This is a genomic window from Donghicola mangrovi (assembly GCF_013377535.1).
Classification (GTDB): Bacteria; Pseudomonadota; Alphaproteobacteria; order Rhodobacterales; family Rhodobacteraceae; genus Donghicola; species Donghicola mangrovi.
Map to the genome: position 1 here is coordinate 647,599 of NZ_JABCJE010000002.1, position 22,657 is coordinate 670,255.

The 22,657-nt window shown below is 62.3% G+C and carries 23 protein-coding genes and 1 riboswitch; of the genes, 3 read left to right on the plus strand and 20 right to left on the minus strand.

All coding sequences use genetic code 11. From position 1 onward, the window contains the following. Positions 1–4: 4 nt before the first annotated feature. The 5 genes from HJ536_RS07655 to ltnD form a co-directional block, all read right to left on the minus strand. Entirely contained in the window at positions 5–1,174 is a 1,170-nt protein-coding gene (locus HJ536_RS07655; protein ID WP_228028662.1) for a pyridoxal phosphate-dependent aminotransferase, read from the minus strand. 121 nt (positions 1,175–1,295) lie between these two features. After that, positions 1,296–2,057: a hydroxypyruvate isomerase family protein gene (locus tag HJ536_RS07660; protein WP_177157251.1), complete on the minus strand. Its 762-nt coding sequence runs from the start codon at positions 2,055–2,057 to the stop codon at positions 1,296–1,298. Then, complete coding sequence (otnC, locus tag HJ536_RS07665; RefSeq protein ID WP_177157252.1) at positions 2,057–2,704, minus strand: 3-oxo-tetronate 4-phosphate decarboxylase; 648 nt, start codon at positions 2,702–2,704, stop codon at positions 2,057–2,059. The genes HJ536_RS07660 and otnC overlap by 1 nt, the downstream gene beginning before the upstream one ends. Further along, entirely contained in the window at positions 2,701–3,966 is a 1,266-nt protein-coding gene (otnK, locus tag HJ536_RS07670; protein ID WP_177157253.1) for a 3-oxo-tetronate kinase, read from the minus strand. Before otnK ends, otnC begins: the two co-directional genes overlap by 4 nt. A 2-nt stretch (positions 3,967–3,968) precedes the next feature. Beyond that, positions 3,969–4,871: an L-threonate dehydrogenase gene (gene ltnD, locus HJ536_RS07675; RefSeq protein WP_177157254.1), complete on the minus strand. Its 903-nt coding sequence runs from the start codon at positions 4,869–4,871 to the stop codon at positions 3,969–3,971. 159 nt (positions 4,872–5,030) lie between these two features. On the opposite strand from ltnD, the gene HJ536_RS07680 reads away from it, so the two are divergent. The 3 genes from HJ536_RS07680 (at position 5,031) to HJ536_RS07690 (ending at position 7,605) form a co-directional block, all read left to right on the plus strand. After that, entirely contained in the window at positions 5,031–6,053 is a 1,023-nt protein-coding gene (locus HJ536_RS07680; RefSeq protein WP_177157255.1) for a LacI family DNA-binding transcriptional regulator, read from the plus strand. Positions 6,054–6,143: 90 nt separating this feature from the next. After that, a complete protein-coding gene (locus HJ536_RS07685; RefSeq protein ID WP_177157256.1) occupies positions 6,144–7,253 on the plus strand; it encodes an HWE histidine kinase domain-containing protein in 1,110 nt (369 codons plus the stop codon). Continuing rightward, on the plus strand, positions 7,246–7,605 hold the full coding sequence (locus HJ536_RS07690) for a response regulator (RefSeq protein WP_176855297.1): 360 nt from the start codon (positions 7,246–7,248) through the stop codon (positions 7,603–7,605). Before HJ536_RS07685 ends, HJ536_RS07690 begins: the two co-directional genes overlap by 8 nt. A gap of 9 nt (positions 7,606–7,614) precedes the next feature. Here the strand turns inward: HJ536_RS07690 and HJ536_RS07695 are convergent, their stop codons facing one another. The 15 genes from HJ536_RS07695 to HJ536_RS07765 all read right to left on the minus strand — a co-directional run bounded on the left by HJ536_RS07695 (position 7,615) and on the right by HJ536_RS07765 (position 22,531). Next, entirely contained in the window at positions 7,615–8,265 is a 651-nt protein-coding gene (locus tag HJ536_RS07695) for an energy-coupling factor ABC transporter ATP-binding protein (RefSeq protein ID WP_177157257.1), read from the minus strand. Further along, positions 8,252–9,034, minus strand: a complete 783-nt coding sequence (gene cbiQ, locus HJ536_RS07700) for a cobalt ECF transporter T component CbiQ (protein ID WP_177157258.1) — start codon at positions 9,032–9,034, stop codon at positions 8,252–8,254. Before cbiQ ends, HJ536_RS07695 begins: the two co-directional genes overlap by 14 nt. Further along, the gene (locus HJ536_RS07705; RefSeq protein ID WP_177157259.1) at positions 9,031–9,630 is read right to left on the minus strand and encodes a cobalt ABC transporter permease; all 600 of its coding nucleotides are present in this window, start codon (positions 9,628–9,630) and stop codon (positions 9,031–9,033) included. The genes cbiQ and HJ536_RS07705 overlap by 4 nt, the downstream gene beginning before the upstream one ends. Continuing rightward, entirely contained in the window at positions 9,627–10,244 is a 618-nt protein-coding gene (gene cbiM, locus HJ536_RS07710) for a cobalt transporter CbiM (RefSeq protein ID WP_177157260.1), read from the minus strand. The genes HJ536_RS07705 and cbiM overlap by 4 nt, the downstream gene beginning before the upstream one ends. A gap of 12 nt (positions 10,245–10,256) precedes the next feature. Beyond that, positions 10,257–11,042 carry a DUF4198 domain-containing protein gene (locus tag HJ536_RS07715; protein WP_177157261.1) on the minus strand — a complete coding sequence of 262 codons (786 nt, stop codon included), beginning with the start codon at positions 11,040–11,042 and terminating at the stop codon, positions 10,257–10,259. Between the two features lie 129 nt (positions 11,043–11,171). Beyond that, positions 11,172–11,390, minus strand: a riboswitch (cobalamin riboswitch). Positions 11,391–11,465: 75 nt separating this feature from the next. Continuing rightward, on the minus strand, positions 11,466–13,013 hold the full coding sequence (locus HJ536_RS07720) for an acyl-CoA dehydrogenase family protein (protein ID WP_177157262.1): 1,548 nt from the start codon (positions 13,011–13,013) through the stop codon (positions 11,466–11,468). 15 nt (positions 13,014–13,028) lie between these two features. Beyond that, positions 13,029–14,678, minus strand: coding sequence for a tannase/feruloyl esterase family alpha/beta hydrolase (locus HJ536_RS07725; protein WP_177157263.1), 1,650 nt, complete (start codon positions 14,676–14,678; stop codon positions 13,029–13,031). An 88-nt stretch (positions 14,679–14,766) separates the two neighbouring features. Beyond that, positions 14,767–15,639, minus strand: coding sequence for an amidohydrolase family protein (locus HJ536_RS07730; protein WP_176855305.1), 873 nt, complete (start codon positions 15,637–15,639; stop codon positions 14,767–14,769). Positions 15,640–15,648: 9 nt separating this feature from the next. Further along, a complete protein-coding gene (locus tag HJ536_RS07735) occupies positions 15,649–17,463 on the minus strand; it encodes a feruloyl-CoA synthase (protein WP_177157264.1) in 1,815 nt (604 codons plus the stop codon). A 26-nt stretch (positions 17,464–17,489) separates the two neighbouring features. Beyond that, positions 17,490–17,966 (minus strand): MarR family winged helix-turn-helix transcriptional regulator, encoded by a 477-nt coding sequence (locus HJ536_RS07740; protein WP_177157265.1) that lies wholly within the window; start codon positions 17,964–17,966, stop codon positions 17,490–17,492. Positions 17,967–17,982: 16 nt separating this feature from the next. Further along, on the minus strand, positions 17,983–19,305 hold the full coding sequence (locus tag HJ536_RS07745) for a TRAP transporter large permease (RefSeq protein WP_177157266.1): 1,323 nt from the start codon (positions 19,303–19,305) through the stop codon (positions 17,983–17,985). Continuing rightward, complete coding sequence (locus tag HJ536_RS07750; protein ID WP_176855309.1) at positions 19,305–19,850, minus strand: TRAP transporter small permease; 546 nt, start codon at positions 19,848–19,850, stop codon at positions 19,305–19,307. Before HJ536_RS07750 ends, HJ536_RS07745 begins: the two co-directional genes overlap by 1 nt. A gap of 1 nt (position 19,851) precedes the next feature. Continuing rightward, positions 19,852–20,889 carry a TRAP transporter substrate-binding protein gene (locus HJ536_RS07755; RefSeq protein WP_177157267.1) on the minus strand — a complete coding sequence of 346 codons (1,038 nt, stop codon included), beginning with the start codon at positions 20,887–20,889 and terminating at the stop codon, positions 19,852–19,854. 85 nt (positions 20,890–20,974) lie between these two features. Further along, complete coding sequence (locus HJ536_RS07760; protein ID WP_176855311.1) at positions 20,975–21,748, minus strand: crotonase/enoyl-CoA hydratase family protein; 774 nt, start codon at positions 21,746–21,748, stop codon at positions 20,975–20,977. 15 nt (positions 21,749–21,763) lie between these two features. Then, positions 21,764–22,531: an SDR family NAD(P)-dependent oxidoreductase gene (locus tag HJ536_RS07765; RefSeq protein ID WP_177157268.1), complete on the minus strand. Its 768-nt coding sequence runs from the start codon at positions 22,529–22,531 to the stop codon at positions 21,764–21,766. Positions 22,532–22,657 lie beyond the last annotated feature (126 nt).

Genomic DNA, 22,657 nt, shown 5'->3' on the forward strand with positions numbered 1-22,657 from the left:
TGGTTTAGAGCAATTTCCTGATGCGACTGATCGCTTCAAGAATATTCTCGGTCGAGTTCGCGTAGGAGAAGCGCAGATACCCTTCGCCCCACGCGCCAAAGGACGTCCCGGCAACGGTCGCAACCCCCGCCTCGTCCAGAAATTTATCCTGCGCCTGTTTCGAGGTCAGGCCGGTCCCCTCGATATTCGGGAAGGCATAGAAGGCCCCCGCGGCATCGGCGCAGCGTACACCGGGCAGGTCGTTCAGGGCGTCCACGATCACTTGGCGGCGGGCGTCGAACTGGGCCACCATGGCGGTCACGCAGTCCTGCGGTCCGGCCAAAGCGGCGAGCCCCGCGAACTGGGTCGGCGCGTTCACGCAGGAGTGGTCGTTGATGCAGAGGCGCGTCACGTGGTCCACCGCCGCATCAGGCCAAACCGCGTAGCCAAGGCGCCAGCCGGTCATGGCATAGGTCTTGGACCAGCCATCCAGCATGATCAGGCGGTCGCGGATTTCGGGGTATTGCAGCAGGCTGACGTGTTCCCGCCCGCCATAGAGCATGTTGCTGTAAATCTCGTCCGACATCAGGGCCACGTGGGGGTGATCCATCAGGCCCGCCACCAGCTTGTCGATTTCCTCTTTCGGCGTGACACCGCCCGTGGGGTTCGCAGGGCTGTTGATGATGATCAGGCGGGTGCGTTCGGTGATCTGGGACAGAACCTGTTCGGCGCTGAAGGCAAAACCGTTCTTTTCCTCCAAGGCAATCGGCACGGGCGTCGCGCCGCTGTACTTGATTACGGATTCATAGATCGGAAAGCCCGGATTGGGGTACATGATCTCGGCGCCCGGTTGGCCGAACATCATCACCGCAAAGAACATCGTCGGCTTGCCACCCGGCACGACGACCACGTTGTCAGGATTCACTTCAACCCCGTGACGGCGGTTCAGGTCGGCGGCAACAGCCTCGCGCAGCACCGGCAGACCGTTCGCGGGCGTGTAGCCGTGGTGGCCATCGCGGATCGCCTTGATCGCGGCTTCGGAGATATGCTCGGGCGTTTTGAAGTCCGGCTGCCCGATCCCGAGGTTGATGATATCTTTGCCCTGCTGCGCCAGAGCCTGCGCCCGCGCCAGCACCACAAAGGCGGACTCGGTTCCCAGACGCGACAGACTGTCGGCGAAAATCATGCCTGACATGGTCCCTCCCCATAGGCTGATTAAAGTGCCGGAGCGGGCCCCTCCTTCCCGCTCCGACTGGGTTTGGAAATTTGGTATACCAAAATTTCCAACCTGAAAAGCCCCGAGTTTCGGGAAATTCTCAGAGGTACTTTTTCAGCCAGCCCAAGGTTTGATCCGTGGGTTTGCCCGGCTTGTATTCAGCCCCGATGGGCGCGGAATATTCAAGATCGGCAATCAGTTGCAGAACATAGCTATAGTCCAGCTCGCCATGATCGGGTTGCGCTCGGTCGGGGACCGAGGCGATCTGGATGTGCCCGATCTTGGGCAGCAGGTCGCGCAGGGTGTTGCTCAGATCGCCCTGCATCAACTGCATATGATAGCAGTCGAACATGATCTTGATGTTGGGTTCGTCCACCATGTCGATGATCCGCTGCGCCTCGGCGGTCGAGGTCAGGAAGTACCCCGGCACGTCATAGGTGTTCAGAGGCTCGATCAGGATGGTGATGCCAAAGGGCGCTGCCCGTTCGCAGGCATAGCGCAGGTTCTGTACAAAGGCTTTGGCGGCCTCTGCCCCCTTGGACTTGCCAGCCATGACGTGGATGCATTTAGTGCCGGTGGCGTTGGCATAGGCGACGGCCTGGTCGATGGCAGCGCGCCCCTCGTCCATACGGTCGGGCAATGCACACAGGCCGAAATCGCCCTCATCCAGATCGCCCGGATGGGTGTTCAGCCCCAGCATGGTCATGCCGGTTTCCTTGAGCGCCTCGCGCACCTTTTTGGCGGGGGTGTCATAGGGCCAGTGGCATTCCACATCCGAAAATCCGGCCTGTTTCGCGGCGCGGATGGCGTCGGGCAATTCCAGTTCCCGCCAGAGGAACCCGAGGTTGGCAGAGAATTTCATCAGTCCCACTCCACATCATATTTGGTGACGATCTGCTGGACCATGTCGGGGCTCAGCATCTTGGCATCATAGCCGCGCATCAGGATGGCCAGACGCGCGGTGTCCTCGAGTTCTTCGATGGCGTTGCAGGCGGATTCTACGTCCTTGGCGGCCACAACAGGGCCGTGATTGGCGAGCATGACCGCGCTGCGTTTACCCGCCAGCCCGCGCACCGCATCGCCCATCGCTGGATCTCCGGGGATGAAGAACGGCAGAAGCTTGACCTTGCCCAGTTTCATGATCGCATAGGGCGTCAGGGGCGGCAGGAAGTTATCCTCGTCCACCTCGGGCATCAGGGACCACGCGACCGAGTGGCAGGAGTGCAGGTGCACCACCGCGCCGGTCTTGTTCCGCGTCTCGTAGAAGGCCGAATGTAGGGGCATCTCCTTGGTCGGTTTGTCGCCACTGATCAGAGTGCCATTTGCGTCAAACCGCGACAGCCGCGCCGGATCAAGACGCCCGAAACTGGTCCCAGTGGGCGACACCAAGAGCCCGCCATCGGGCGTGCGGGCCGAGATATTGCCGGTCGAGCCCCCTGTCAGACCGCGGTCGAACAGGGATTTCGCCAGCATGCACATCTCTTCGCGCAGCTTGGTTTCTTCGGTCATTGATCCTCCAGCACCTTTAGCGCGTCGGCAAAGAAGCCCTCTTTGCCAAAGTTGCCGGATTTCAGGGTCAAAGCAATCTTTTCCCCGTCGCTTTCCGCATAGGTCCACGGCACGCCGGGCGCGATTTCCTGCCCGATGTCCAGACGTGTGACCCCCAGAGCCTGTGTGACCGCGCCACTGGTTTCACCACCCGCCACGACGAACCGACGGGCACCGGCGCTAAAGGCCGCTTGGGCCAGTTCAGCCAGCGCGTTTTCGATCATCTCGCCCACTTCGGCGACGCCAAAGGCCTCTTGCGCCTTGCGGACGGTGTCAGGCTCGGCAGTAGCGTAGAACAAGGGGGCTTGGCTCAGGTTCTGCTTGGCCAGCCATGCCAACGCAGGGCCGATCCCGCGCTTGTCCAGATCAAAGGCATCAAGGCGATAGCTGGGGGCATTCACGCTGTATTCGCAGACCTGCGCGCGGGTCATGGCTGAACAGCTGCCCGACAGAACGATGGTCTTGTTCGGAAGATCGGGACGCACGGCGCGTTCGGCATCGGCGGCCAGTACCCCATCGCGGACGTATAGCGCGGGCAAAGGCATCGCCACTGCGCTGCCGCCGGTCATCAGGGGCATGTCGCGGCAGGCCTCGGCGATCGTGTACAGATCCTCGTCCGCCACAGCGTCGATGACCACATGGGCCACACCTTGGTCCTGAAGTTCGGCCAAACGGGCGCGCAGGGCTTCGGTCCCGCGGGCCACAGCCAGACGGTTCGCCAAGCCCACCTGCCCCGTCACCTGCGGCGCAAGCAGACGCATCAGGTTGCTGTCGCGCATGGGGGTCAGGGGGTGATCCTTCATCGGGCTTTCCGCCAGCGGCAGCTCCCCGACAAAGAGGTTCCCCATGAAAATCGCCCGCCCGTTTTCGGGGAAGGCAGGGCAATACATGGTCTGCGATGCGCCAAGGTCATCCATCAGCGCCTCGGCAACGGGGCCAATGTTGCCCTCGGCCGTACTGTCGAAGGTCGAGCAATATTTCCAGAAGAACCGCTGCGCCCCTGCCCGTTTCAGCCAGCCCAGAGCCAAACGGCACTGCGCCACGGCCTCGTCCACGGGCGCGGTGCGGCATTTCAGGGCAATGACTTCGAAAGGGGCCGTGTCGGTGGGCTCTTCTTCGGGGATGCCCATGCGCAGGGACACGCGGACGCCTGAACGGGCCAAAAGGCCCGCCAGATCGGTTGCACCGGTAAAATCGTCGGCAATACAGCCAAGTACGGTCATGGTTACTCCTGTCCAGGTAATGTCAGGCCCGCCATTGCGGCATAGACCTTGGCGATGGCAGCGTCGTCTTCGGCCCCCAGCCCCATGCCTTGGGCGGCCAGATACATCTGCAGCGCCGCGCCCGAAATCGGCGCGCTGAATTTCGCGCTGCGGGCGATGTCCTGCACGATACCAAGGTCCTTGGGCCAGATGTTGACCTGACTTTTGGGGGAATAGTCGTTGTCGATGATGTGGGGCGTGCGGTTTTCCAGCGCCCAAGAAGTGCCCGCGGATTTGGTGATCACCTCGTAGAAGCGCTTGGGATCAACGCCTTGGGTCATGCCAAAGGTCAGTGCCTCGGCCATGGTGGCGATGTGGACGCCAACGAGTAGCTGGTTCACCGCCTTCATCGCGCTGCCAGCACCGGCGCTGTCGCCCATTTCAAAAACGTCGCTGGCCATGCCATCGAGGGCGGGTTTCAACGCGGTAAAGGTTTCTGCCGTGCCCGATGCCAGCACCGACAGAGCCCCATCCGCCGCACGGATCGGACCGCCAGAAATCGGAGCGTCCAGATAGAGCACGCCGTTTTCGGCGCACTGGGCCTCCATCCGGCGGGCGAAATCGGGGGCGACGGTGGCACAGCTCATGACAGCAGCGCCTTTGCGCAGCATGGGAACCGCGCCGCCATCGCCAAACAGAACCGCTTCGGTCTGGGCTGCGTTCAGGACCACGGTGACAACCGCATCCAGATCGCCTGCCACGTCGGCCAGCGCCCCCTCGGCCCCGCCAGCCTCGCGGAATTTCTGCGCCTGTGCGGGGTTGATGTCAAAACCATAGACGGTCAGCCCGGCTCGCAGCAGCGAACTGGCCACCCCGTAGCCCATCGACCCCAAGCCAATCACGGCCACCTTGTAATCTGCGCCCATCTGCCCCTCCTCTGAACCCAATGGCGTGCGGATACCGTGGCGCCCTCCCAGACTCCGTTACCGGTACCGAATTGTGGTATGGGTAGACCCCAAGAAGGGGTGCGTCAAGCCTGCATCCCGTGTAGAACACTTCAAATCGTCACCCTGAGAGGGAACAGGATGCAAAGCAAAGTCACTTTGGCCGATGTCGCCGCCGCTGCAGGGGTCAGCAAAATGACCGCCTCTCGGGCGATGCGCGGTGCGCGGGATGTGTCGCCGAAGACGGTGGAACGCATCCAGCGGATCGCGGCCGAGCTTGGCTATATGGCGAACCACGTGGCGGCCAGTCTGGCGAACAACCGCTCGGACCTGATCGGAGTGGTGGTCCCGTCCCTGTCCAACATCGTGTTCTCCGAGGTGATGTCCGGGATCGAGGACGCGATTACCGGAAGCGGGCTGCAACCCTTTTTCGGGGTCACGGGGTATGATCCCGACCGCGAATACCGGATCGTGCGGCAGATGCTGTCATGGCAACCGGCGGGGATGATCGTGACCGGCTTGGATCAGGACGAGCTGACCACGCAGATGCTGCGGGCGGCCCCTCTGCCCATCGTGCAGATCATGGATACGGACGGCGATCCGGTGGACATGTGCGTCGGCTTTTCCCAACGCGAGGCGGGCGCGGGCATGGCACGGATGCTGCTTGAGGCAGGGCGCAAGCGTTTCGCCTATGTGGGCTGCGGGCTGGACCGTGACACCCGTGGGGCCAAACGGCGCGCAGGATATCTGGAGACTTTGGCCACCCAAGGCATCACCGATGTGCCCGAGCGGATCGTGGGCGGGCTGTCCAGCGTGGCCGCAGGCAAGGCGATGACTGCCGAAATCCTGACCGCCCATCCCGATCTGGACGCCATCTACTATTCCAACGATGACGTTGCGATGGGCGGTCTGTTCCACTGCATGGAGGCAGGCATCCCCATCCCCGACCGCCTGACCATCGCCGGTTTCAACGGGGTCGATATTTCCGCCAGCCTGCCCGCCCCGATGGCCACAACCCGCACCGCGCGCCGCGAAATCGGTGCTGCGGCCGCCGCCGCGATCCTCAATCGTCAGGGCCGTGGAACCAAATCGCCCCTCCCCGCGTTGCAGACCCTCGAAGTGCACCACGTTCTGGACGCACGGATTTCTGTCACAACGAGTTGATCTGCCTTAGTTCATCCTTTCCATCTGTCATCCGCGTATAACTATGCAAAGATACCTTCAGGTGTATGTGTCATGAGAGTGAGCCCCTTAATGGAGCAAGTCCCCGCGCCTGCCGACCTTCTGGCAGATCCGCATCAGGAAATCGAAGCGCTGAAGCGCCGTATCGCCGAGCTTGAGGCCGAGACGGCGGAGCAGAGCCTGCGCCTTCGGACCAAACGTCTGAAGCTACAGGAATTCGAGGCGATGGTGGAAACGGCGCCCGTCGGTATTCTGGTGGCCGATGCCAGCGGTCAGATCACCTTTGGCAATCATCTGGTCGAAGAGATGCTGCGCCATCCCATCCACTTCTCGGAAAAGGTGGCAGACTACCACGCGTGGACGGCGTTTGATCAGCACGGACACCCCATCGATCCCGAGAAATACCCCCTTGCCCGCGTTCTGGAAGGCGAGGATTATTCCGAGATGGACGTGCATTACCAGCGCGGCGACGGTACGAAATTCTGGATGCGCATTATCGGGCGCCCCGTCAAAGACACCGAAGGGCACCGCATCGGCGCCGCCGTGGCCCTGATCGACATCGACGCCGAGCGCAAGCTGCAGGACACCCAGCGCATCCTGATCCGCGAATTGAACCACCGTGTGAAGAACGCCTTTAGTGTGGTGAAGTCGATCGTGAACCAATCCCTGCGTTACTCCACCGTCGAGGATGGCGTGCGGCGCACGCTGGACAACCGACTGGACGCCTATGCCGCCGCCCACGGGCGCCTGATGGACACCAAATGGCAGTCCGGCGATTTCCGCGATGTCGTGGCCGATATCGTTGATCGCGTGGCCCCGGGCCGTGTGCACTATGATGGCCAGGCGTTTCAGGTGTGCAGCGGTCAGGCTCTGGCTTTTTCCATGGCCTTTTACGAACTGGCAACCAATGCTGTGAAATATGGGTCCCTAAGTGTGCCGGGGGGCCGCGTCGATTTGAAATGGGAAATTGATGACACAGAAGACACACCTTCATTTTCTGTAAGGTGGCAGGAACTCGGGGGCCCGCTGGTCGTTAGGTCTGAGAGAAAAGGGTTTGGCTCGTTCATCACGAACCGCGCCATCGCCCTCGAGACTGGAGGCAGTGTGGAAATGGATTATGCGGAAACCGGAGTCATCTGGACCTGCTCGATGCCGATCGAGGAGCTACCCGAAGATGAGTGAAGCAATGCCCAGAGTGCTGATTGTCGAGGACGAAGTGATCGTTGCCCTTGACCTGTCCGAAGTCATCGAAGAACGCGGCTACGAAGTGGTTGGCCCCTGCTCGCGCCTGAAACAGGCCGAACATGCCGCGCGCGAAGCCCAGATTGATGCAGCCTTTCTGGATGTGAATTTGGGCTACGGCGCGACCACCGAAGGCGTGGCCCGTATCCTGCGCGAACGGAATATCCCGTTTGCCTTTATCACCGCCGATGCGCCCGATGGGGTGGAATTTCGCCGCACGGGCGAGCCGTTGATCCGCAAGCCCGCCTCGCACGCGGCCCTGATCAACTGTCTGGAAAAGTGGTGCGCCTGAGCGCGCCACCTATTCCCGAACCAGTTTTCCGTTTTCCAGCACCAGCGTTTCGGGGGCCAGGGACTGCCGGAACGCCGGATCGTGACTGATCAGAACCATCGCCTGAGGCAGGCTCTGCAAGACCTCTAGCAGTCGGATTTCGTTTTCTTTGTCCAGCGCGTTGGTGGGTTCGTCCAGCAGCAGCACCTCTGGCTCCATCGCCAGAACGGTGGCCAGGGTCACCATCCGCTTTTCCCCGCCCGACAGTTTGTGGGTCACCCGATCACGCAGATGGCCAATCCCGATCCGCGCCAGAACCGTGTCCACGATGTCCAGAGCCTCGGCCTTGGATTTACCAAGGTTCAAGGGGCCGAACGCTACATCCTCGGCCACGGTAGGGCAAAAGAGCTGATCGTCGGGGTCCTGAAATAGCAGACCCATCCGGCAGCGCACGTCGTAGAAATCGGCCTCTTTGCGGCGGGGCTGGCCAAAGGCGATGACCTCGCCCTTTTGGGGCCGGAGCAGGCCCACCATCATCCGCATCAACGTCGACTTTCCCGCCCCGTTCGGCCCGATGACCGACACGCGCTGACCGGCACTCAGAGTCAGATCAGCCCCCGACAGCACCGGCGCATGGCCCGGATAGGCAAAGTGGATGTCCCGCAGTTCAAGCAGCGCCATACACGGCCTCCAACCCGACCAGCGCGGCACAAACACCGATCACAACCAGTGCAAAAACCACATCGCGGGGGCTGAGGCGGAACTCCTCAAGCAGGATGATACGTCCCTGAAAGCCACGGCATTTCATGGCCACCAGAATGCGCTCGGACCGCTCTAGTGCGCGTACCAGCATCATGCCCACCAGATAGCCGTAGCTGCGATAGGTGTGCCACGTGCTGCGCGGGCGGAAGCCCCGCACCTTCATCGAGGTCCGCAGGCGCGCGTATTCATCGCGCAGAACCTCGATATAGCGGATGGTGAACATCATCAGATGCACCAGCGATTCGGGGCATTTCAGGGCGTGGAGCGCGTGGCCCAAGGTCACAGGCTCTAGCGAGCCGACCAGCACCATCAGCGCCAGCACTACAGCGTTTGCGGTCAGGGCGATTTCCACCGCTTGCCACAGGCCCTGCCAGCTGGCAGTCAGACCCCAGAGGGTAAACATCGCATCCCCGGGGACCGAGAACGGCAGCATCACCAGCATTGCCACGATGAAACCGTCCACCGCCACCATGCGGCGCAGGGTCCGGCCTGCGGGCATCGGCGACAGGGCCAGCAGGGTCAGGCTGGCCACCATCGCCCCCGTCAGCGCGTGCAGGCTGCTAAGCGACACAACGACCACCGCATAAAGCACCGCAAGCAGGATGCGGGCACGAGGGTCAATCTCGTCCACCAGCCCGCGTAGGGTGGCGCTGCGTTCGGTCAGGTGATCGCCGGTCAGTAGGGTCATTGCGCCCCCTTTCCAGCGTCCTGCAACCGGCGGCGCGCGGCGATATAGAACACCAGCCCGAACAGGCCGATGATATAGCCAATGCCCCCCAGAATGGTCTGCAGGTCGTTCTTTTCACGGTAAGCGGCGATCTCGCGGCGGAGGGGACGCAGCTCGTCCCGCAACATGTCGGCGACTTCGGCAACCTGAACGGGGGTCAAGCCGCCAGCCACAACGGGTGCATCGGTGGCTGCCTGCGAAACAGGCGCCTCGGTCGCGGTGACCGTGTGGCCCATCACGCGGGCGACATCCTCAAGGCTCATCTCGGCGGTGGCCACATGCCCTGCCCCGAGGTCCGAGCGGAATTCTAGCGCGGTTTCCTCGGTCGGGGTGTAGGTGAAGAAGCCATCGGCATCCGTGGTGGTTTCACCGATCTTGGAGCCATCGGGACGCAGCACATTGACCACCACGTTCTTGGCCATGTCCCCGTTGGAAAAGCCGATCTCGCCTTCGATCTGGGTGCCCGAGGGGAACACAGCGGCGATGATCTTGTGGGCCGAGGCCGCGATCGGGGTCAGGGCCAGAGCGGCCGTCAGGGTCAGGGAAAGGCGGTTCATGACTGCACCTCCCGCAGGGAATGGAAGAGTTCCGGCTTGACCTTGCGCGCCAGATAAACGGCGGCGGCGGTCAGTAGGCCCTCGATGATGATCACGGGGATATGGGCCACGAACACCAGCTTGGCCGCTGGAATAAAGGCATCACCGGACAGCATCAGGCAGGCCGCAACCGCCACGGTGGTCAGACCGCTGGCAAAGGCTCCGCCCACGCCGCCCCACACTGCGCCCTGCACAGGGGTGCCACGGGTGATCAGACGGCTGAACAACAGACCCGCCAGCACCGCAGGACCCGCGATATTCACTGCGTTCACCCCCAGCACCGTCAGCCCGCCAAAGCCGAAGAACACCGCTTGTAGCACCAGTCCGACGAACAGCGCCGGAAAGGCCGCCCACCCCAGAACCAGCCCCGCCAATCCGTTCAGGATCAGGTGGACCGAGGACGGCCCCAGCGGCACATGGATCAAAGACGCGACAAAGAAGCTGGCCGACAGAACGCCCGCCGCGGGAATTTTTTCCAGCGGCAGTTGGCGCAGACCCATAGCGATCCCGCCCGCGGCCAAAACCGCGCCGCCGATCACCACCGGTCCTGTCAGGGCACCATCAACAATATGCATGGGCCGCTCTCCTTAGTTCAGGTCCCAGGCGCGGACCCAGATGACCGCATCCTGTGACAGAGGTTTGCCCTCGAATTCTTTGTCCGGCCCGATGTCCAACGCGGCAAAGCCCCAATAGCCCGCCTTCGGCACACCGAAGTCGAAATACCCCTCGTCGTCCGAGATCACCACAATCGCCCCGCCGGGCAAGGGTTTGGCCGTGGGGGCCAGCGCACCTTCGCCCGCCAGATCGGGCTCTGCTGCCATGAATTCGACCTCGATCTCGGCTCCTGCGACAGGTTCGCCCGCCGCCATCACCCGTCCGCGAAAGGTCGAGCCCGCGATGATGTTATAGGGTTTGGTCAAGGGCAGGATCTCGGTGCGCAGGTTTTGCGGCTGATCCCAGTCGGTCGGCAGGCCGCTGCGGTTCAGGTAGGCCTTCGTGATCTGCTGGATGAACTTGTCCTCGGACTCCTCGTAATAGGGCTGAGGGACGGTCACCAGCACATAGTCGCCCGACCGTTTGACCGGCACAGAGCCCATGTAAGCACCCGCGCTATTCTCGCTGCTGCGGAACACGGTAGGGGTCAGAGAGGGTTTCAGATCGGTCTTTTCCCCGCGGTGCACCACGTAGAATTCCAAGGGCTCGGCCAGTTCCATCACGGTGCCGTCGCTCATCGGGTGCCAGAAGGCCAGTTTGACCGGCACATCGCCGGGACGTTCGATAATGGTGTCTTTGGTGTAACTTAGCAGGAAATGCGCCCCTGCCACCTTGGGCAGAAGCAAAGCTGCGGCGGTGGCCAGCAGTAGGTGTTTCAAGGTCACGTCCTCATACAGACAGGCGGGAAATCCCGCATTCGGAATGAGACGAAAGGGAACAATCGGCACGGGTGGATTTATGGCCCAACCACGCCAGACGCGCACCCCGGCGTCCGGTTGCAAAGCGCATCTCTGCGCCTGTGTCCGGCAGGTCTCCTGACTCGCGGGTCGTTGCGCTGGCTGGCCTTCCCGAACCTGTGGTCCAGTGGCTGTCTCAGCTGCGCTCGCCGCTCACAGTTGCGGGGGCAGTCACGGATTTGGTCCCTGATGGGTACGCCGCACCGTGTTCCCTTTTGCTTCCGTCTGGCACCTTGGGGCCGTCGCGGAACCGATCACATTTCGGGTTTGCCCCATCCGCCAGCCCCCGTCAATCGCTGTTCGCGCAAGGGGGACTAGCAAAAGGTATGGTCGTGCGACTTCGCCTCAGATCGCGACAGGCAGAGGGCGGCGCTGCACGCGGGCGTTCAGTCGCTGCATCTCTTCGTCGCCGACGCGGGCGATCTTGGCCCAGATGGCGCGGAACATCAGTTCGCCGGTCAAGCGGCCGAAATCATAGGCCAGATCTGCGGGGGTGGCGCTGGTCTGAACGTCGCTGCGCAGGGTCCGCCACTGGTCGCGCAGGGCCAGCACGCCGGCGTCATCGGTCAGCTCGCCAATCAGTGCGTCGAACCCGTCCGCCGCGCCGGGCATTTTAAGCCCGCGGGTCGCGATGGTCAGATCATGAATTCCGTTCGCCCCCTCGTAGATCGAGGTGATGCGGGCATCGCGCCATGTCTGGGACACACGGTATTCGGTCAGGTAACCATACCCCCCCAGCACCTGCATCCCCAGATCGGCACTGCGAATGCCCGCCTCGGTGCAGAAGACCTTGCACACGGGGGTCAGGAAATCGACCAAGGCGGGGCGCTGCCCGAGGTCCATCTCGACCATGGTGATGTGGGTCATCGCCCGCGCCCCAACGGCCAAGGCGCGCTGTTCGTCCAGCATCCGGCGCACATCGGCGTGGTCGGACAGAACGGCGGGGCTGCCATCGGGTTTGCGCCCTTGGGTGCGCTCCGCGGCATAGGCCGAGGCGACCTGATAAGCGCGGCTGGCATGGGCAACCCCCTGAAGGGACACGTCGATCCGCGCGTGGTTCATCATGGTGAACATCGCCATCAGACCCTGCCCCTCGGCTCCCAATAGTTCCGCCCGCGCGCCATCGAACGCCATCTGGCAGGTCGGCGAGGCATGAAGACCCAACTTTTCCTCGATGCGCGTGACGGTGATGTCGTTGCGCGCGCCTTCATTGTCGGACAGGCACAGGAACAGGGACAGGCCCTTGACCCCGTCCTCCATCGCGCCGGTACGGGCCAGCACCAGATGGAAGATGCCTTCGCTCATGTCCTGATCACCGCCCGAGATAAAGATCTTCTCGCCGGTGATTTTCCATTGGCCGTCTTCCTGCACGGCTTTGGTACGAACGCGGCTCAGGTCACTGCCTGCGCCCGGTTCGGTCAGACACATGGTGGCCAGCCAGCGCCCCTCGGCCAGAGGGGGGATATAGGCGGCTTTCTGATCCTCGGTGCCAAAGCGCATGAGGGTGGACACAGCGCCGGGGACCAGATTGCACACCATTTGCAGCGCGTGGTTCGCGCCGCTGAAAATCTCGGACACACAGGCGGCGGTGACGTGATCGGCCTGCATCCCGCCGAATTCCTCTGGCACCGTCAGCCCCTGCCAGCCACCTTCGGCCAGTTGGGTGAACGCATCGCCAAAGCCGTCGGGCATCCGCACACGGCCATTTTCCAGACGGCAGCCTTGGGCGTCGCCCGGTTCATCCAAGGGGGCGATCACACCCTCGGCGAAGCTTGCGAAATGGGTGATGATCCCCTCGGCCAGTTCGTCATCCCAGTCGGGCAGACGGGCCACATCGGCAACGTGGCGCAGGCTGAACAGGATATCGTCAACGGGGGCGGCAAAGGGGATCATCAATCTTGCTCCTGATTACTGACAGGTAAAGCTGGAGGCCGACTTGGGGTCGGTTCCGGTATAGTGGGCGGTTTGCGGCGCGGGGCACAGGACAGTCTCTTCGCCCTTCAGGGTCTCGGGGACTTCTTCGTTGCCGTCGCGGGCGCGTGCGGGGATGGCTTCGGGGGCGGTGCCGTTTTCAACCCAGTCCACCAGCGCGGTGAACAGATCGAAATCCTCAGCGCCCGGGCCGCCAGAGCAGTGGCTCATGGCCGGAACGGGGTAGAAACGGGCGAAGTCTGCCGCCTTGCCACCGTTGTTCGCGTCCAGTTTGCCGTACCAGTTCGCGGTGTCATTGACCGAGAAGACCGCATCGCTGACCCCGTGGAACACCAGCATCTTGCCACCCGCATCGCGGAACTGCGCCAGTTCGGGGTTGTCCGAACCCGGAGGGGTCATGACCTCCATCGCGCTTTCGGGGAACTCGGCGGTGGTGGCATAGATGTCCCCTGCCCGCGCCTTCAGGTCAAAGCCCATCAGGAACTGTTCCAGCGCCTCGGGCGAGCCTTCGACATCGGTGGGGGGCGTGGTGAACACCTGCGCCAGCGAGCCAGAGCCCATCACGCCGATGATCGGACGGTTGCCCCACGGCGGGATCGGGCTTTCCAGTTTCCAGAAGCGCCAGTTGCCGCCCTCGATCCCCGTATCCCACGGCCAATCAGAGTAGAGCTGTTCGCCATTCGCGCCCTTGGGGCCGGCGTGAATGTTTTGCAGAACGGTGACTTGGGCCTCGGTCAGACACGCGCTGTTCTGGCCTTCGGCGCATTGCAGGGTGGTCACGTCGAACGCGTCCTGACAGGCGGCGGAGTTCTGAACCAGACCGTCCTCCAGACCGTCCAGTGCGTCACACGCCGCGCGGACGCCGTTGCCAACCAGCTTCAGGTCATCGGGCGTAAACGCAGTTTTCAGCGCGCCATTGATCGACATGAAGTTCTGCACATCATGGGCGTGTTGCAGCGCGGCCTTGGGCAGGTTGAACCCCGGCGCACCGATCAGCAACCCGTCAAACGCCTCGGGCATCCGAGAGGCCGCGACCATCGCGTGACGCCCACCGTTCGAGCACCCCACGCCATAAGCGTGGTCGATATCCGCGCCATAGAAGGCCTGCACCGCCTGACGCGCCACCGGGTCCAGTGTTGCCACGGCCTTGTAGCCGTACATCTGGCGCGCCTCGAAATCGAAGCCGAAGTTTGCGCCGCCAGCCAGTCCCTTATCGGGGTTCGCTTTGCCATCATGGCCCGCGTCCGAGGACACCACCGCATAGCCGCGCGCCAAGGGCGTGTCGCTGCCAGTGCCGGACTTCAGACCACCGGTTGCGGCTTTGACTTCACCATCGTTGCCGCCATTGAACTGGTGCACGTAGTCACCGTTCCAGTCCTCGGGCAGGTTCAGCTCGAACGACAGCGCATAGGGCTTGCCGTCCATGCCCGTGCGCTCCGCCATCACGCCGCGCACGCGGCAAGCGTTCACGGGGCTTTCCTCGCCCGCGGGGACAGCGGCCACCTCGGTCAGGCGCACGCCGCTCAGGCCCAAGGCCTCGGCGGTTAGGCCATCGCAGGCCATCGGGGCGGCAATTGCCCCGGTCGAGACCAGCGAAGTGGTCAGACCCAGAAGTACTTTCTTCATATCGCGTTTCCTCCAATAAACTCCTGTTCGCAGCAGGGCTCCTCTTCCCCGCTGCGGTCAGGCACACATCCCCTATAGGGGAGTTTCGTCAGGACACGCCGAGCAGGCGCATCGCGTTTTCTTTCAGGATCAGCGGACGAACCTCGTCCTTGAAGTTCTGCTTGTCGAAGGCATCCAGCCACTTCTCCGGTGCGATCATCGGCCAATCCGACCCGAACAGCATCTTCTTCTTCAGAAGCGTGTTCGAATAGCGGATCAGGATCTCGGGGAAGTACTTCGGCGACCAGCCAGACAGGTCGATGTAAACGTTTGGCTTGTGGGTCGCGACCGACAGCGCCTCTTCCTGCCAAGGAAAGGACGGGTGCGCCAGAATGATCGGCATATCGGGGAAATCCACGGCCAGATCGTCGATATACATCGGGTTGGAATACTTCAGCCGCATCCCGTTGCCGCCCTTCATGCCGCTGCCAACGCCGGTCTGGCCGGTGTGGAACAGGGCGGGCTTGCCGGTTTCCGCGATCGCCTCATAGAGGTCATAGGCCATCCGGTCGTTGGGATAGAACCCCTGCATGGTCGGGTGGAATTTGAAGCCCTGCACGCCGTAGTTCGCCACCAGATCGCGGGCCTCGCGGGCCCCCAGCTTGCCCTTGTGGGGGTCGATGCTGGCAAACGGAATCAGGATGTCGTCTTCTTTGGCGCAAGCCTCGGCGACCTCGTAGTTGCTGTAGCGGCGGTAGCCGGTCTCGCGTTCGGCATCCACGGGAAAGATCACCGCTGCGATATTCTTCTCGCGGTAGTGGGCTGCGGTTTCGGGAATGGTCGGCGGGTGGCTCCACGGGGCGCCAAAGTATTTGGCCATGGCGCTTTGCAGATCATCGTAACCGTCATCGGCGTGACAGCCGCAGCTTTCCTCGGCGTGGGTGTGGAAATCGATCGCGCGGACTTTGGAGAAATCTACCATTGTGTCACCTCACACCCGGATCAGCGCCGGGTCTTCGTTATCGTAGAGCCGCTCGAGCAGGTCGGCGCGGCGGGTAATGATCTTGCGGACGTTCAGGCTGCCCTTGTCCGTAATCTCGTGGTCTTTGACCGAGGGCGGTTCGGACAGGATAATGGCACGGCTGATCCGCTTTGCCGAGCCAGTGGCATTGTGGGCCATGTCGCGCAGGCGCTCTTCGAGTTCCGCCTGTAGGATCGGGTCGATGACCGCCCCTTCGGAGGTGTTGTCGCCATGAACATGGTCGGGACGCGGGAAGATGAACAGGCCGATCTGGTCGCGGTCATGACCGCAGATCACAACGTCCTGCACCAGACCGCGCAGACCTTCCAACGCCTCAAGACGCAGTTTGCCCGCCTGAACCCAAGTGCCGGTCAGCAGTTTGAAATCCTCGGACACGCGGCCATCAAAGGTCAGGCCCCGCTCGGCATCATCGTTGTTCACGAAACGCACGGCGTCGCCGGTGATCAGGAAGCCTTCTTCGTCAAAGGCTTCGGCGGACTTCTTCTCGTCGCCCCAGTAGCCGGTCATCACATTCGGGCCTTTGACGCGCAGCTCGCAGCGCATCTCGTCGTCGGGCATCAGTTTGACGACCGTTTCAGGCAGAGGCACACCGATCACGCCAGAGCGACCGATGGGTTCGTGAACCATGATCGTCGCGGGGGCGGTTTCGGTCATGCCCCAGCTGGAAATCATCAGCGGCAGGCGGCCACGGACTTCCATCGCCATCTCTTCGAGACGGGTCCAGACGTCTTGGGGCAGCGAGGCACCGGCATAGAAGATCAGGTCCAGATCGCGGAAATACGCTTGGCGCAGCTCCAGATTGGTTTCCATCTCGTGGACCAGCATCGCGAACCCGACGGGCACGTTGAAAGACAGCGTGCCGGGCTTGTCGATGATGTTCTGGACGGTGTGCTTGAAGCCCGACTTGGTGGGCTTGCCGTTGTCCACATACAGGCTGCCGCCGTTCGCCAGCATCATATACGCGTTGTGCGAGCCGCCGAACACGTGGTTCCAAGGCAGCCAGTCGGTGATGCTGGGGGCCTTTTCCTTGAGGAAGGGCATGACCGAGGCCATCTGCGCCTGGTTCGCACACATCATGCGCTGGGTGGTCAGCACGCCCTTGGGGTCCGAAGACGAGCCAGAGGTGAACAAGATTTTCGCCAGCGTATCGGGGCCAACGGCTGCATGCACCGCGTCCAGATCAACGCTGTCATCACCCGCCAGAAGATCGGCAAAGGGGGTCACGGCGACAGGTGCGCCTTCGGTGGCAGAGGCCACGATTTCCACGTCCGCCAGTTCGGGACGCTTCAGCGCCTCAGCGTAGCGGCCCGCGTCATCGACGAAGGCCATCGCAGGTTTGACCTTGTTCAGGACATAGACCAGACGAGCGTGCGCCTCGGGGATGAGCGAATACTGCTCGGCCAGCGGCACGGTCGGAACGCCGGCCCACTGCGCCCCCAAGGACAGCAGCGCGTGGTCCACACCGTTGCCCGACATGATCACGATGGGGGTCTCTTGGCCCAGACCGCGCGCGGCCAGCGAAGAGGCAATCGCTTTGACCTGATCCAGCAGCGCGGCGTAAGTGATTTCGCGCCAGCCGTCCCCTGCCCGCTCGGCGATGTAGACCTGATCGGGGGTCTCGGCGGCCCACTTTTCGATCCAGACGCCGGTGTGATCGACGATGGGATCGCAGGCCACGTTAGAGCGCATTTCGATAATGCTGTCGCGACGCTCGAGCCGGACAGAGTGCGGGACCATGGTCAGTCCCGTAATCTCGTTTTTCATAATTCCCCCTCCGGGCCCTCCCGCCCTTAGTCGGATGATCCAGCGGTGCCAATGCGCCGCAACATATCGTAAAGAGCGGTCTGCTCTTCTTCGCTCAGGGCGGACAGCAGCGCGCGTTCATGCGCCTGGACTGCTGCCTCGGCCTTTTTCCATAATTTCTGCCCTGCCAATGTCGCCCGCAGGGCATAAGAGCGGCGGTCCCCTTCGACGCGGTTGCGCCCGATGAGATCCGCATTTTCCAGCTCGTCCACGATCACCACCGTCCCCGAGCGTTCGATGCGCAGCGCCTGCGCCAGCTGGGTCTGGGTGATGTCGGGATTTTCGTTGATGACGGCGAGCGCCGAGAACGTCGCAACCCGCAGGCCAAGGGGTTCGATGGTACGGATCATGTCCTCGCGGATCAGCAGATAGTTCTGCTTCATGCTGTACCCGATGAACTGCCGCAGACTACGGTCCGAAGGGATCGCCTCTGCCACTGCCTGTTTGCGCGCAACTCTCGCCATCATCGTTCTCCTTGTCTTAACCGGCCACCACACCGACCAGCCAGTAGCTGAGCACGGGGAAGCTGACCAGTAGAGCGATCCGGCAGAACTCGGCGCAGATAAAGGGCGTCGTTCCACGGAAGATCTGACTGGTGGGGATGTCCTTGGCCATCGCAGAGATGACGAACAGGTTCATACCCACGGGCGGTGTGATCAGGCCCATCTCGACGACCACCAGCGTGATGATCCCGAACCACATGGCCTGCTGTTCCGGCATCAGTCCGAAATCCAGCGCCATCACGGTCGGAAAGAACACCGGCACGGTCAAGAGGATCATCGACAAGCTGTCCATGACGCAGCCCATGATCAGATAGAACACAATCATCCCCAGCATCACAGTCATCGGCGCGATATCCGCATTGCGGAAGAAATCGGCCACTTCGGCAGGCATCTGGCTTAGGGCGAGTGCCACGTTGAAGATGTCCGCGCCGAACACGATCGCAAAGATCATCGCGGTCGAGCCTGCGGTGTCGATCAGACAGTCCATCAACTCGCTGAACTTGAGCCCCGCTTTGAACAGACCCACCGCCAGCGTCATCACCACACCCACCGAGGCGCCCTCGGCCGGAGTGAAGAAGCCGCCATAGATGCCCCCCAGAACCACCACGAAGATCGCAATCACGTGCCAGATGTCCTTGAGAGACCGCAGGCGGGTTGCCAAATCGGCTTTCTCGTGGGTCGGGCCTTCTTCGGGATACAGGCGCACATACACCATGATCGCGATAAAGAACCCGCAGACCGCCAGAATGCCCGGAATGGTCGCCGCTAGGAACAGTTTGACGATGTTCTGCTCGGTCAGAAGCGCGTAGATGATCAGAACCACCGACGGCGGGATCAGAATACCCAAGGTGCCCCCAGCCGCCAGCGACCCCGAGGACAGCGCCCCCGAATAGCCGTGCTTGCGCATTTCCGGCAGAGCGACCTTGGCCATGGTCGAGGCTGTCGCCAGCGACGAGCCAGAGATCGAGCCGAACATCGCACAGCCCGCCACAGCCGCCATCGCCAGACCGCCGCGCTTGTGACCGATCCAGGCGTTTGACGCTTGGAAGATCGCGCCCGAAATCCCGGTGCGGGTGGCCAGATGGCCCATCAGGATGAACAGCGGCACGATGGCCAGTTCATAGGACATGAACTTGTCCACCCAAGCGGTGTTGAAATACGCCATCAAGGCATAGGGACTGGCCAGAAACGAATAGCCCACCGCCCCCACAACGCCCATCGCCAGCGCAATCGGCATCCGGATAAAGATCGCCAACAGCAGGACGACGACCATGATCGTTGCAATAAGTGTCGGGTCCATTACGCGCTCTCCATTCCGCGCAGCGAGGTGAAGATCATCGGCAGGCTCATGGCCAGCGCGACAACCGCGGACAGCGCAGTACCAAAGACCGCAGGCACATAGGCCCACCAGATCGGTGCACGCAGCAGCATGGATTTGTCACCATAGCCGCGGATTTCCTCTAGGCCGATCGACAGACGCCAGCACAAGAGCGCCCACACCACGGCAAAGATCAGCGTCCAGATCCCGTCCAGACGGCGCTGCGCCCGAAAGGGCATCCAAGCCGTGAACAGGTCCACCATCACATGGCCTTTGTTCAATTGGCAGAGCGGCAGGAAAAGCGACGCACAGGCGGCGCAGACCAGTTCCACCAGTTCGAAGTCTCCGCGGACACCGCCAAGACCAAGGTTCCGAAGAACAACCGAGACCGTCACAAGGATCGCCGCGCCAAAGATCACCAGCCCGCCGAAACCGGCAGAGACAACGCAGATCGGTCGCAGGATCTTGAACAGGGGGCCGTTCACCCCCTGCCAGTCATTGTGTTCGCTTTCCAGCCGCTCGGCCATATCAGGCGTCCAGCAGCTCGTTGGCGCGGGCCAGAATGGCGGCGCCGTCCAGACCACGATCGTTCAGCTTTTGCACCCAAGCGTCGTGGATCGGCATTGCCAGTTCCTGCCATTCGGCGATGGTCTCGGCGGGGATTTCCGCGATGGTGTTGCCCTGCTTTTCAACGACCGATTTGCCAAAGGCCTCGAATTCGTCGAACTGCTTGCCGATGCGCTGGGACAGAGCCATGCCCGAGTGATCGTCGATCACTTTTTTCACGTCATCCGACATGCCGTCATAGGCGCGCTGGTTCATGATCAGAGCAAAGGTGTTGCAGTAGAGGCCACGTGCGCCCGCCGCCGGAGCCGAGGTAAAGCTGGTCAGTTCCTGCAGTTTGAACGCAGGCACAACCTCGTAGGGCAGACAGCAGCCGTCGATCACGCCGTTCGACAGACCAACAACCATCTCGGTGACGGGGAAGAAGACAACCTCGGCCCCCAGTTTGGTCAGCATCTCGCCGGTGGCCTGGTTGGGCGCGCGCAGCTTCAGACCTTTCAGGTCAGCGGTGCTGGTGACGGGGGCGTTGCGGGTGTGCAGTTTGCCGCCATCGTGGGTGTGGAAGGCCAGCGTTTTCATGCCGCTGTATTCACCTTCGCCGAACTCGTCCATCAGGGTCTGCATCGCAACCGAGGTCTTCTCGGCGTTGGTCACCATGAAGGGCAGCGCCATGGTTTCCGCTACGGGGAAACGATCGGGGGTGTAAACAGGCAGGGTCCATGCGATGTCGCAGATGCCCTGACGGGTCTGGTCTGCCAGCTGCGGCGGCTTGCCACCCAGCTGCATCGAGGGGAACATCTGCACGTCGATCGCGCCGTTCGACGCTTCTTTCAGCTCTGCCGCCCAAGGTTCAAAGAATTTGGTCTGCATGGGCGCGACGCCGGGCAGGAAGTGGTGCAGACGCAGGGTAACTTCGGCTGCGTTCGCGCGTTTCATCAGTGCGGGGGTCGCCAGTGCGGCACCCATGGCTGCCATCATGCTGCGGCGGGTAAAGGTCGTCATTCTCAGGGCCTCCCTATCGTCCTGTGGGTCGAATGAAATCTGTGTGTCCGCCCCCTCCTCTTTGGGGCGGACGAATGGCATACGCCTAGCGGAAAACCGGCGGGCGTTTCTCGAGGAAGGCCTTCAGGCCCTCTTCGGCGTCTGCGCTGGTCTGGGACACAGCCGCGCAAAGGCTTTCGGTGAACAGGCCATCCGCTTTGGACATATCGCCGATGCGGCTGATGGCGTTGATCATCATATAGTTAGACAGGCTTGCGTTTTTCGCGATCTTCGCGGCCAGCTTACGGGCCAGCGGCATCGCTTCGCCTTCGGCCACGGAATAGTGGGTCAGACCCAGCATCAGGCCTTCTTCGGCGTTGTACTTGCGGCCCGTCAGCATCATCTCGCACATGCGGTCGGCCCCAAGGATACGGCCCACGCGCACAGTCGCGCCGCCGCCCACAAAGATGCCGCGCATCCCTTCGGGCAGCTGGAAGATGGTGCTGGGTTCGGCGATGCGCACATGGGTGCTGGTCGCCATTTCCAGACCGCCACCGATCACCGCGCCGTACATCGCCGAGATCACGGGCAGACCGCTGAACTGGATCAGGTCCATCACGCGGTGCCAGTTGCGGCTGTGGCGCATGGTGCCTTCGGCGTTGCGGGCCACGTGCTCGGACAGATCGAGGCCCGAGCAATAGTGCCCTTCGGTCCCGGTCAGGATCACCACACGCACCTCTTCGGGCGGGTTCGAGAAGAACGCGTCGATCGCGTCCAGCAGCTCGTCGCACATAGCGTTGCGCTTGCCGGGGCGGTTCATGGTCAGGGTCGCGACAGGACCGTCGATTTCAACCAGCAGATAATCGGTGCTCTGGGACATCGGAATTCTTTCTTCTTATTTCGCGGGCATACGGGCGGCGGCATCCAAGCGGATGACCGTGCCGTTCAGCATGGGGTTTTCGACGATCTGCTGCGCAAGGCGCGCGTATTCGTCGGGCATCCCCATCCGGCTGGGGAACGGGATGCTCTTGCAAATTTCGGCGCGGACGTCGTCGGGCAGACCGGCGCTCATTGCGGTCTCGAAAAGGCCCGGCGCAATCGCCATCACACGGATGCCAAAGCGCGCCAGTTCACGGGCCGCCGGAAGGGTCATCGAGGCCACGCCGCCTTTGGACGCCGAATAGGCCGCCTGACCGATCTGGCCGTCCTCGAACGCAACGGAGGCGGTGTTGATGATCACGCCGCGCGAACCATCGCTGTCCAGCGGCTCGGATTTGGCCATTTCGCGGGCGGCGACGTTCAGCACGGTGTAGGTACCAAGCAGGTTGACCTGAAGGGTCTTGGCAAAGCTGTCCACGGTCAGGGCGCCATCGCGCGGCAGAATGCGGGTCGCGGTGCCGATCCCTGCGCAGCTAACCACAACCGCGGGCGCCGCACCCAATGCCTCTGCCGCTTTGGCAAAGGCTGCCTCGACTTGTTCAACGTTCGAGACATCCGCAGCAATACCCACGCCGCCAATGTCGGACGCGACGGCATCGGCGCGTTCTTGGGACAGGTCCACAACTGCGACCTTGCCTCCCGCTGCTGCCAAACGGCGCGCGGTTGCTTCGCCCAAACCGCTGCCACCGCCTGTGACCAGCACAACCTTGTCCTGAAGATCCATATCGTCCTCCCCCTCTTGGTCGAACTGTGCGATTGAAAAACTGTTCTGTCAATGAACATTTATTTCCTTAACGCAATTTCGGTATCCGCACCTGATCGTGGCCTGCCAGCGGCTGAAACGGCCCAA

Coding starts and splice junctions, on each gene's coding strand:
- HJ536_RS07655 (WP_228028662.1), bottom strand. CDS start 1,174: ATGTCAGGCATGATTTTCGCCGACAGTCTGTCGCGTCTGGGAACCGAG.
- HJ536_RS07660 (WP_177157251.1), bottom strand. CDS start 2,057: ATGAAATTCTCTGCCAACCTCGGGTTCCTCTGGCGGGAACTGGAATTG.
- otnC (WP_177157252.1), bottom strand. CDS start 2,704: ATGACCGAAGAAACCAAGCTGCGCGAAGAGATGTGCATGCTGGCGAAA.
- otnK (WP_177157253.1), bottom strand. CDS start 3,966: ATGACCGTACTTGGCTGTATTGCCGACGATTTTACCGGTGCAACCGAT.
- ltnD (WP_177157254.1), bottom strand. CDS start 4,871: ATGGGCGCAGATTACAAGGTGGCCGTGATTGGCTTGGGGTCGATGGGC.
- HJ536_RS07680 (WP_177157255.1), top strand. CDS start 5,031: ATGCAAAGCAAAGTCACTTTGGCCGATGTCGCCGCCGCTGCAGGGGTC.
- HJ536_RS07685 (WP_177157256.1), top strand. CDS start 6,144: ATGGAGCAAGTCCCCGCGCCTGCCGACCTTCTGGCAGATCCGCATCAG.
- HJ536_RS07690 (WP_176855297.1), top strand. CDS start 7,246: ATGAGTGAAGCAATGCCCAGAGTGCTGATTGTCGAGGACGAAGTGATC.
- HJ536_RS07695 (WP_177157257.1), bottom strand. CDS start 8,265: ATGGCGCTGCTTGAACTGCGGGACATCCACTTTGCCTATCCGGGCCAT.
- cbiQ (WP_177157258.1), bottom strand. CDS start 9,034: ATGACCCTACTGACCGGCGATCACCTGACCGAACGCAGCGCCACCCTA.
- HJ536_RS07705 (WP_177157259.1), bottom strand. CDS start 9,630: ATGAACCGCCTTTCCCTGACCCTGACGGCCGCTCTGGCCCTGACCCCG.
- cbiM (WP_177157260.1), bottom strand. CDS start 10,244: ATGCATATTGTTGATGGTGCCCTGACAGGACCGGTGGTGATCGGCGGC.
- HJ536_RS07720 (WP_177157262.1), bottom strand. CDS start 13,013: ATGATCCCCTTTGCCGCCCCCGTTGACGATATCCTGTTCAGCCTGCGC.
- HJ536_RS07725 (WP_177157263.1), bottom strand. CDS start 14,678: ATGAAGAAAGTACTTCTGGGTCTGACCACTTCGCTGGTCTCGACCGGG.
- HJ536_RS07730 (WP_176855305.1), bottom strand. CDS start 15,639: ATGGTAGATTTCTCCAAAGTCCGCGCGATCGATTTCCACACCCACGCC.
- HJ536_RS07735 (WP_177157264.1), bottom strand. CDS start 17,463: ATGAAAAACGAGATTACGGGACTGACCATGGTCCCGCACTCTGTCCGG.
- HJ536_RS07740 (WP_177157265.1), bottom strand. CDS start 17,966: ATGGCGAGAGTTGCGCGCAAACAGGCAGTGGCAGAGGCGATCCCTTCG.
- HJ536_RS07745 (WP_177157266.1), bottom strand. CDS start 19,305: ATGGACCCGACACTTATTGCAACGATCATGGTCGTCGTCCTGCTGTTG.
- HJ536_RS07750 (WP_176855309.1), bottom strand. CDS start 19,850: ATGGCCGAGCGGCTGGAAAGCGAACACAATGACTGGCAGGGGGTGAAC.
- HJ536_RS07755 (WP_177157267.1), bottom strand. CDS start 20,889: ATGACGACCTTTACCCGCCGCAGCATGATGGCAGCCATGGGTGCCGCA.
- HJ536_RS07760 (WP_176855311.1), bottom strand. CDS start 21,748: ATGTCCCAGAGCACCGATTATCTGCTGGTTGAAATCGACGGTCCTGTC.
- HJ536_RS07765 (WP_177157268.1), bottom strand. CDS start 22,531: ATGGATCTTCAGGACAAGGTTGTGCTGGTCACAGGCGGTGGCAGCGGT.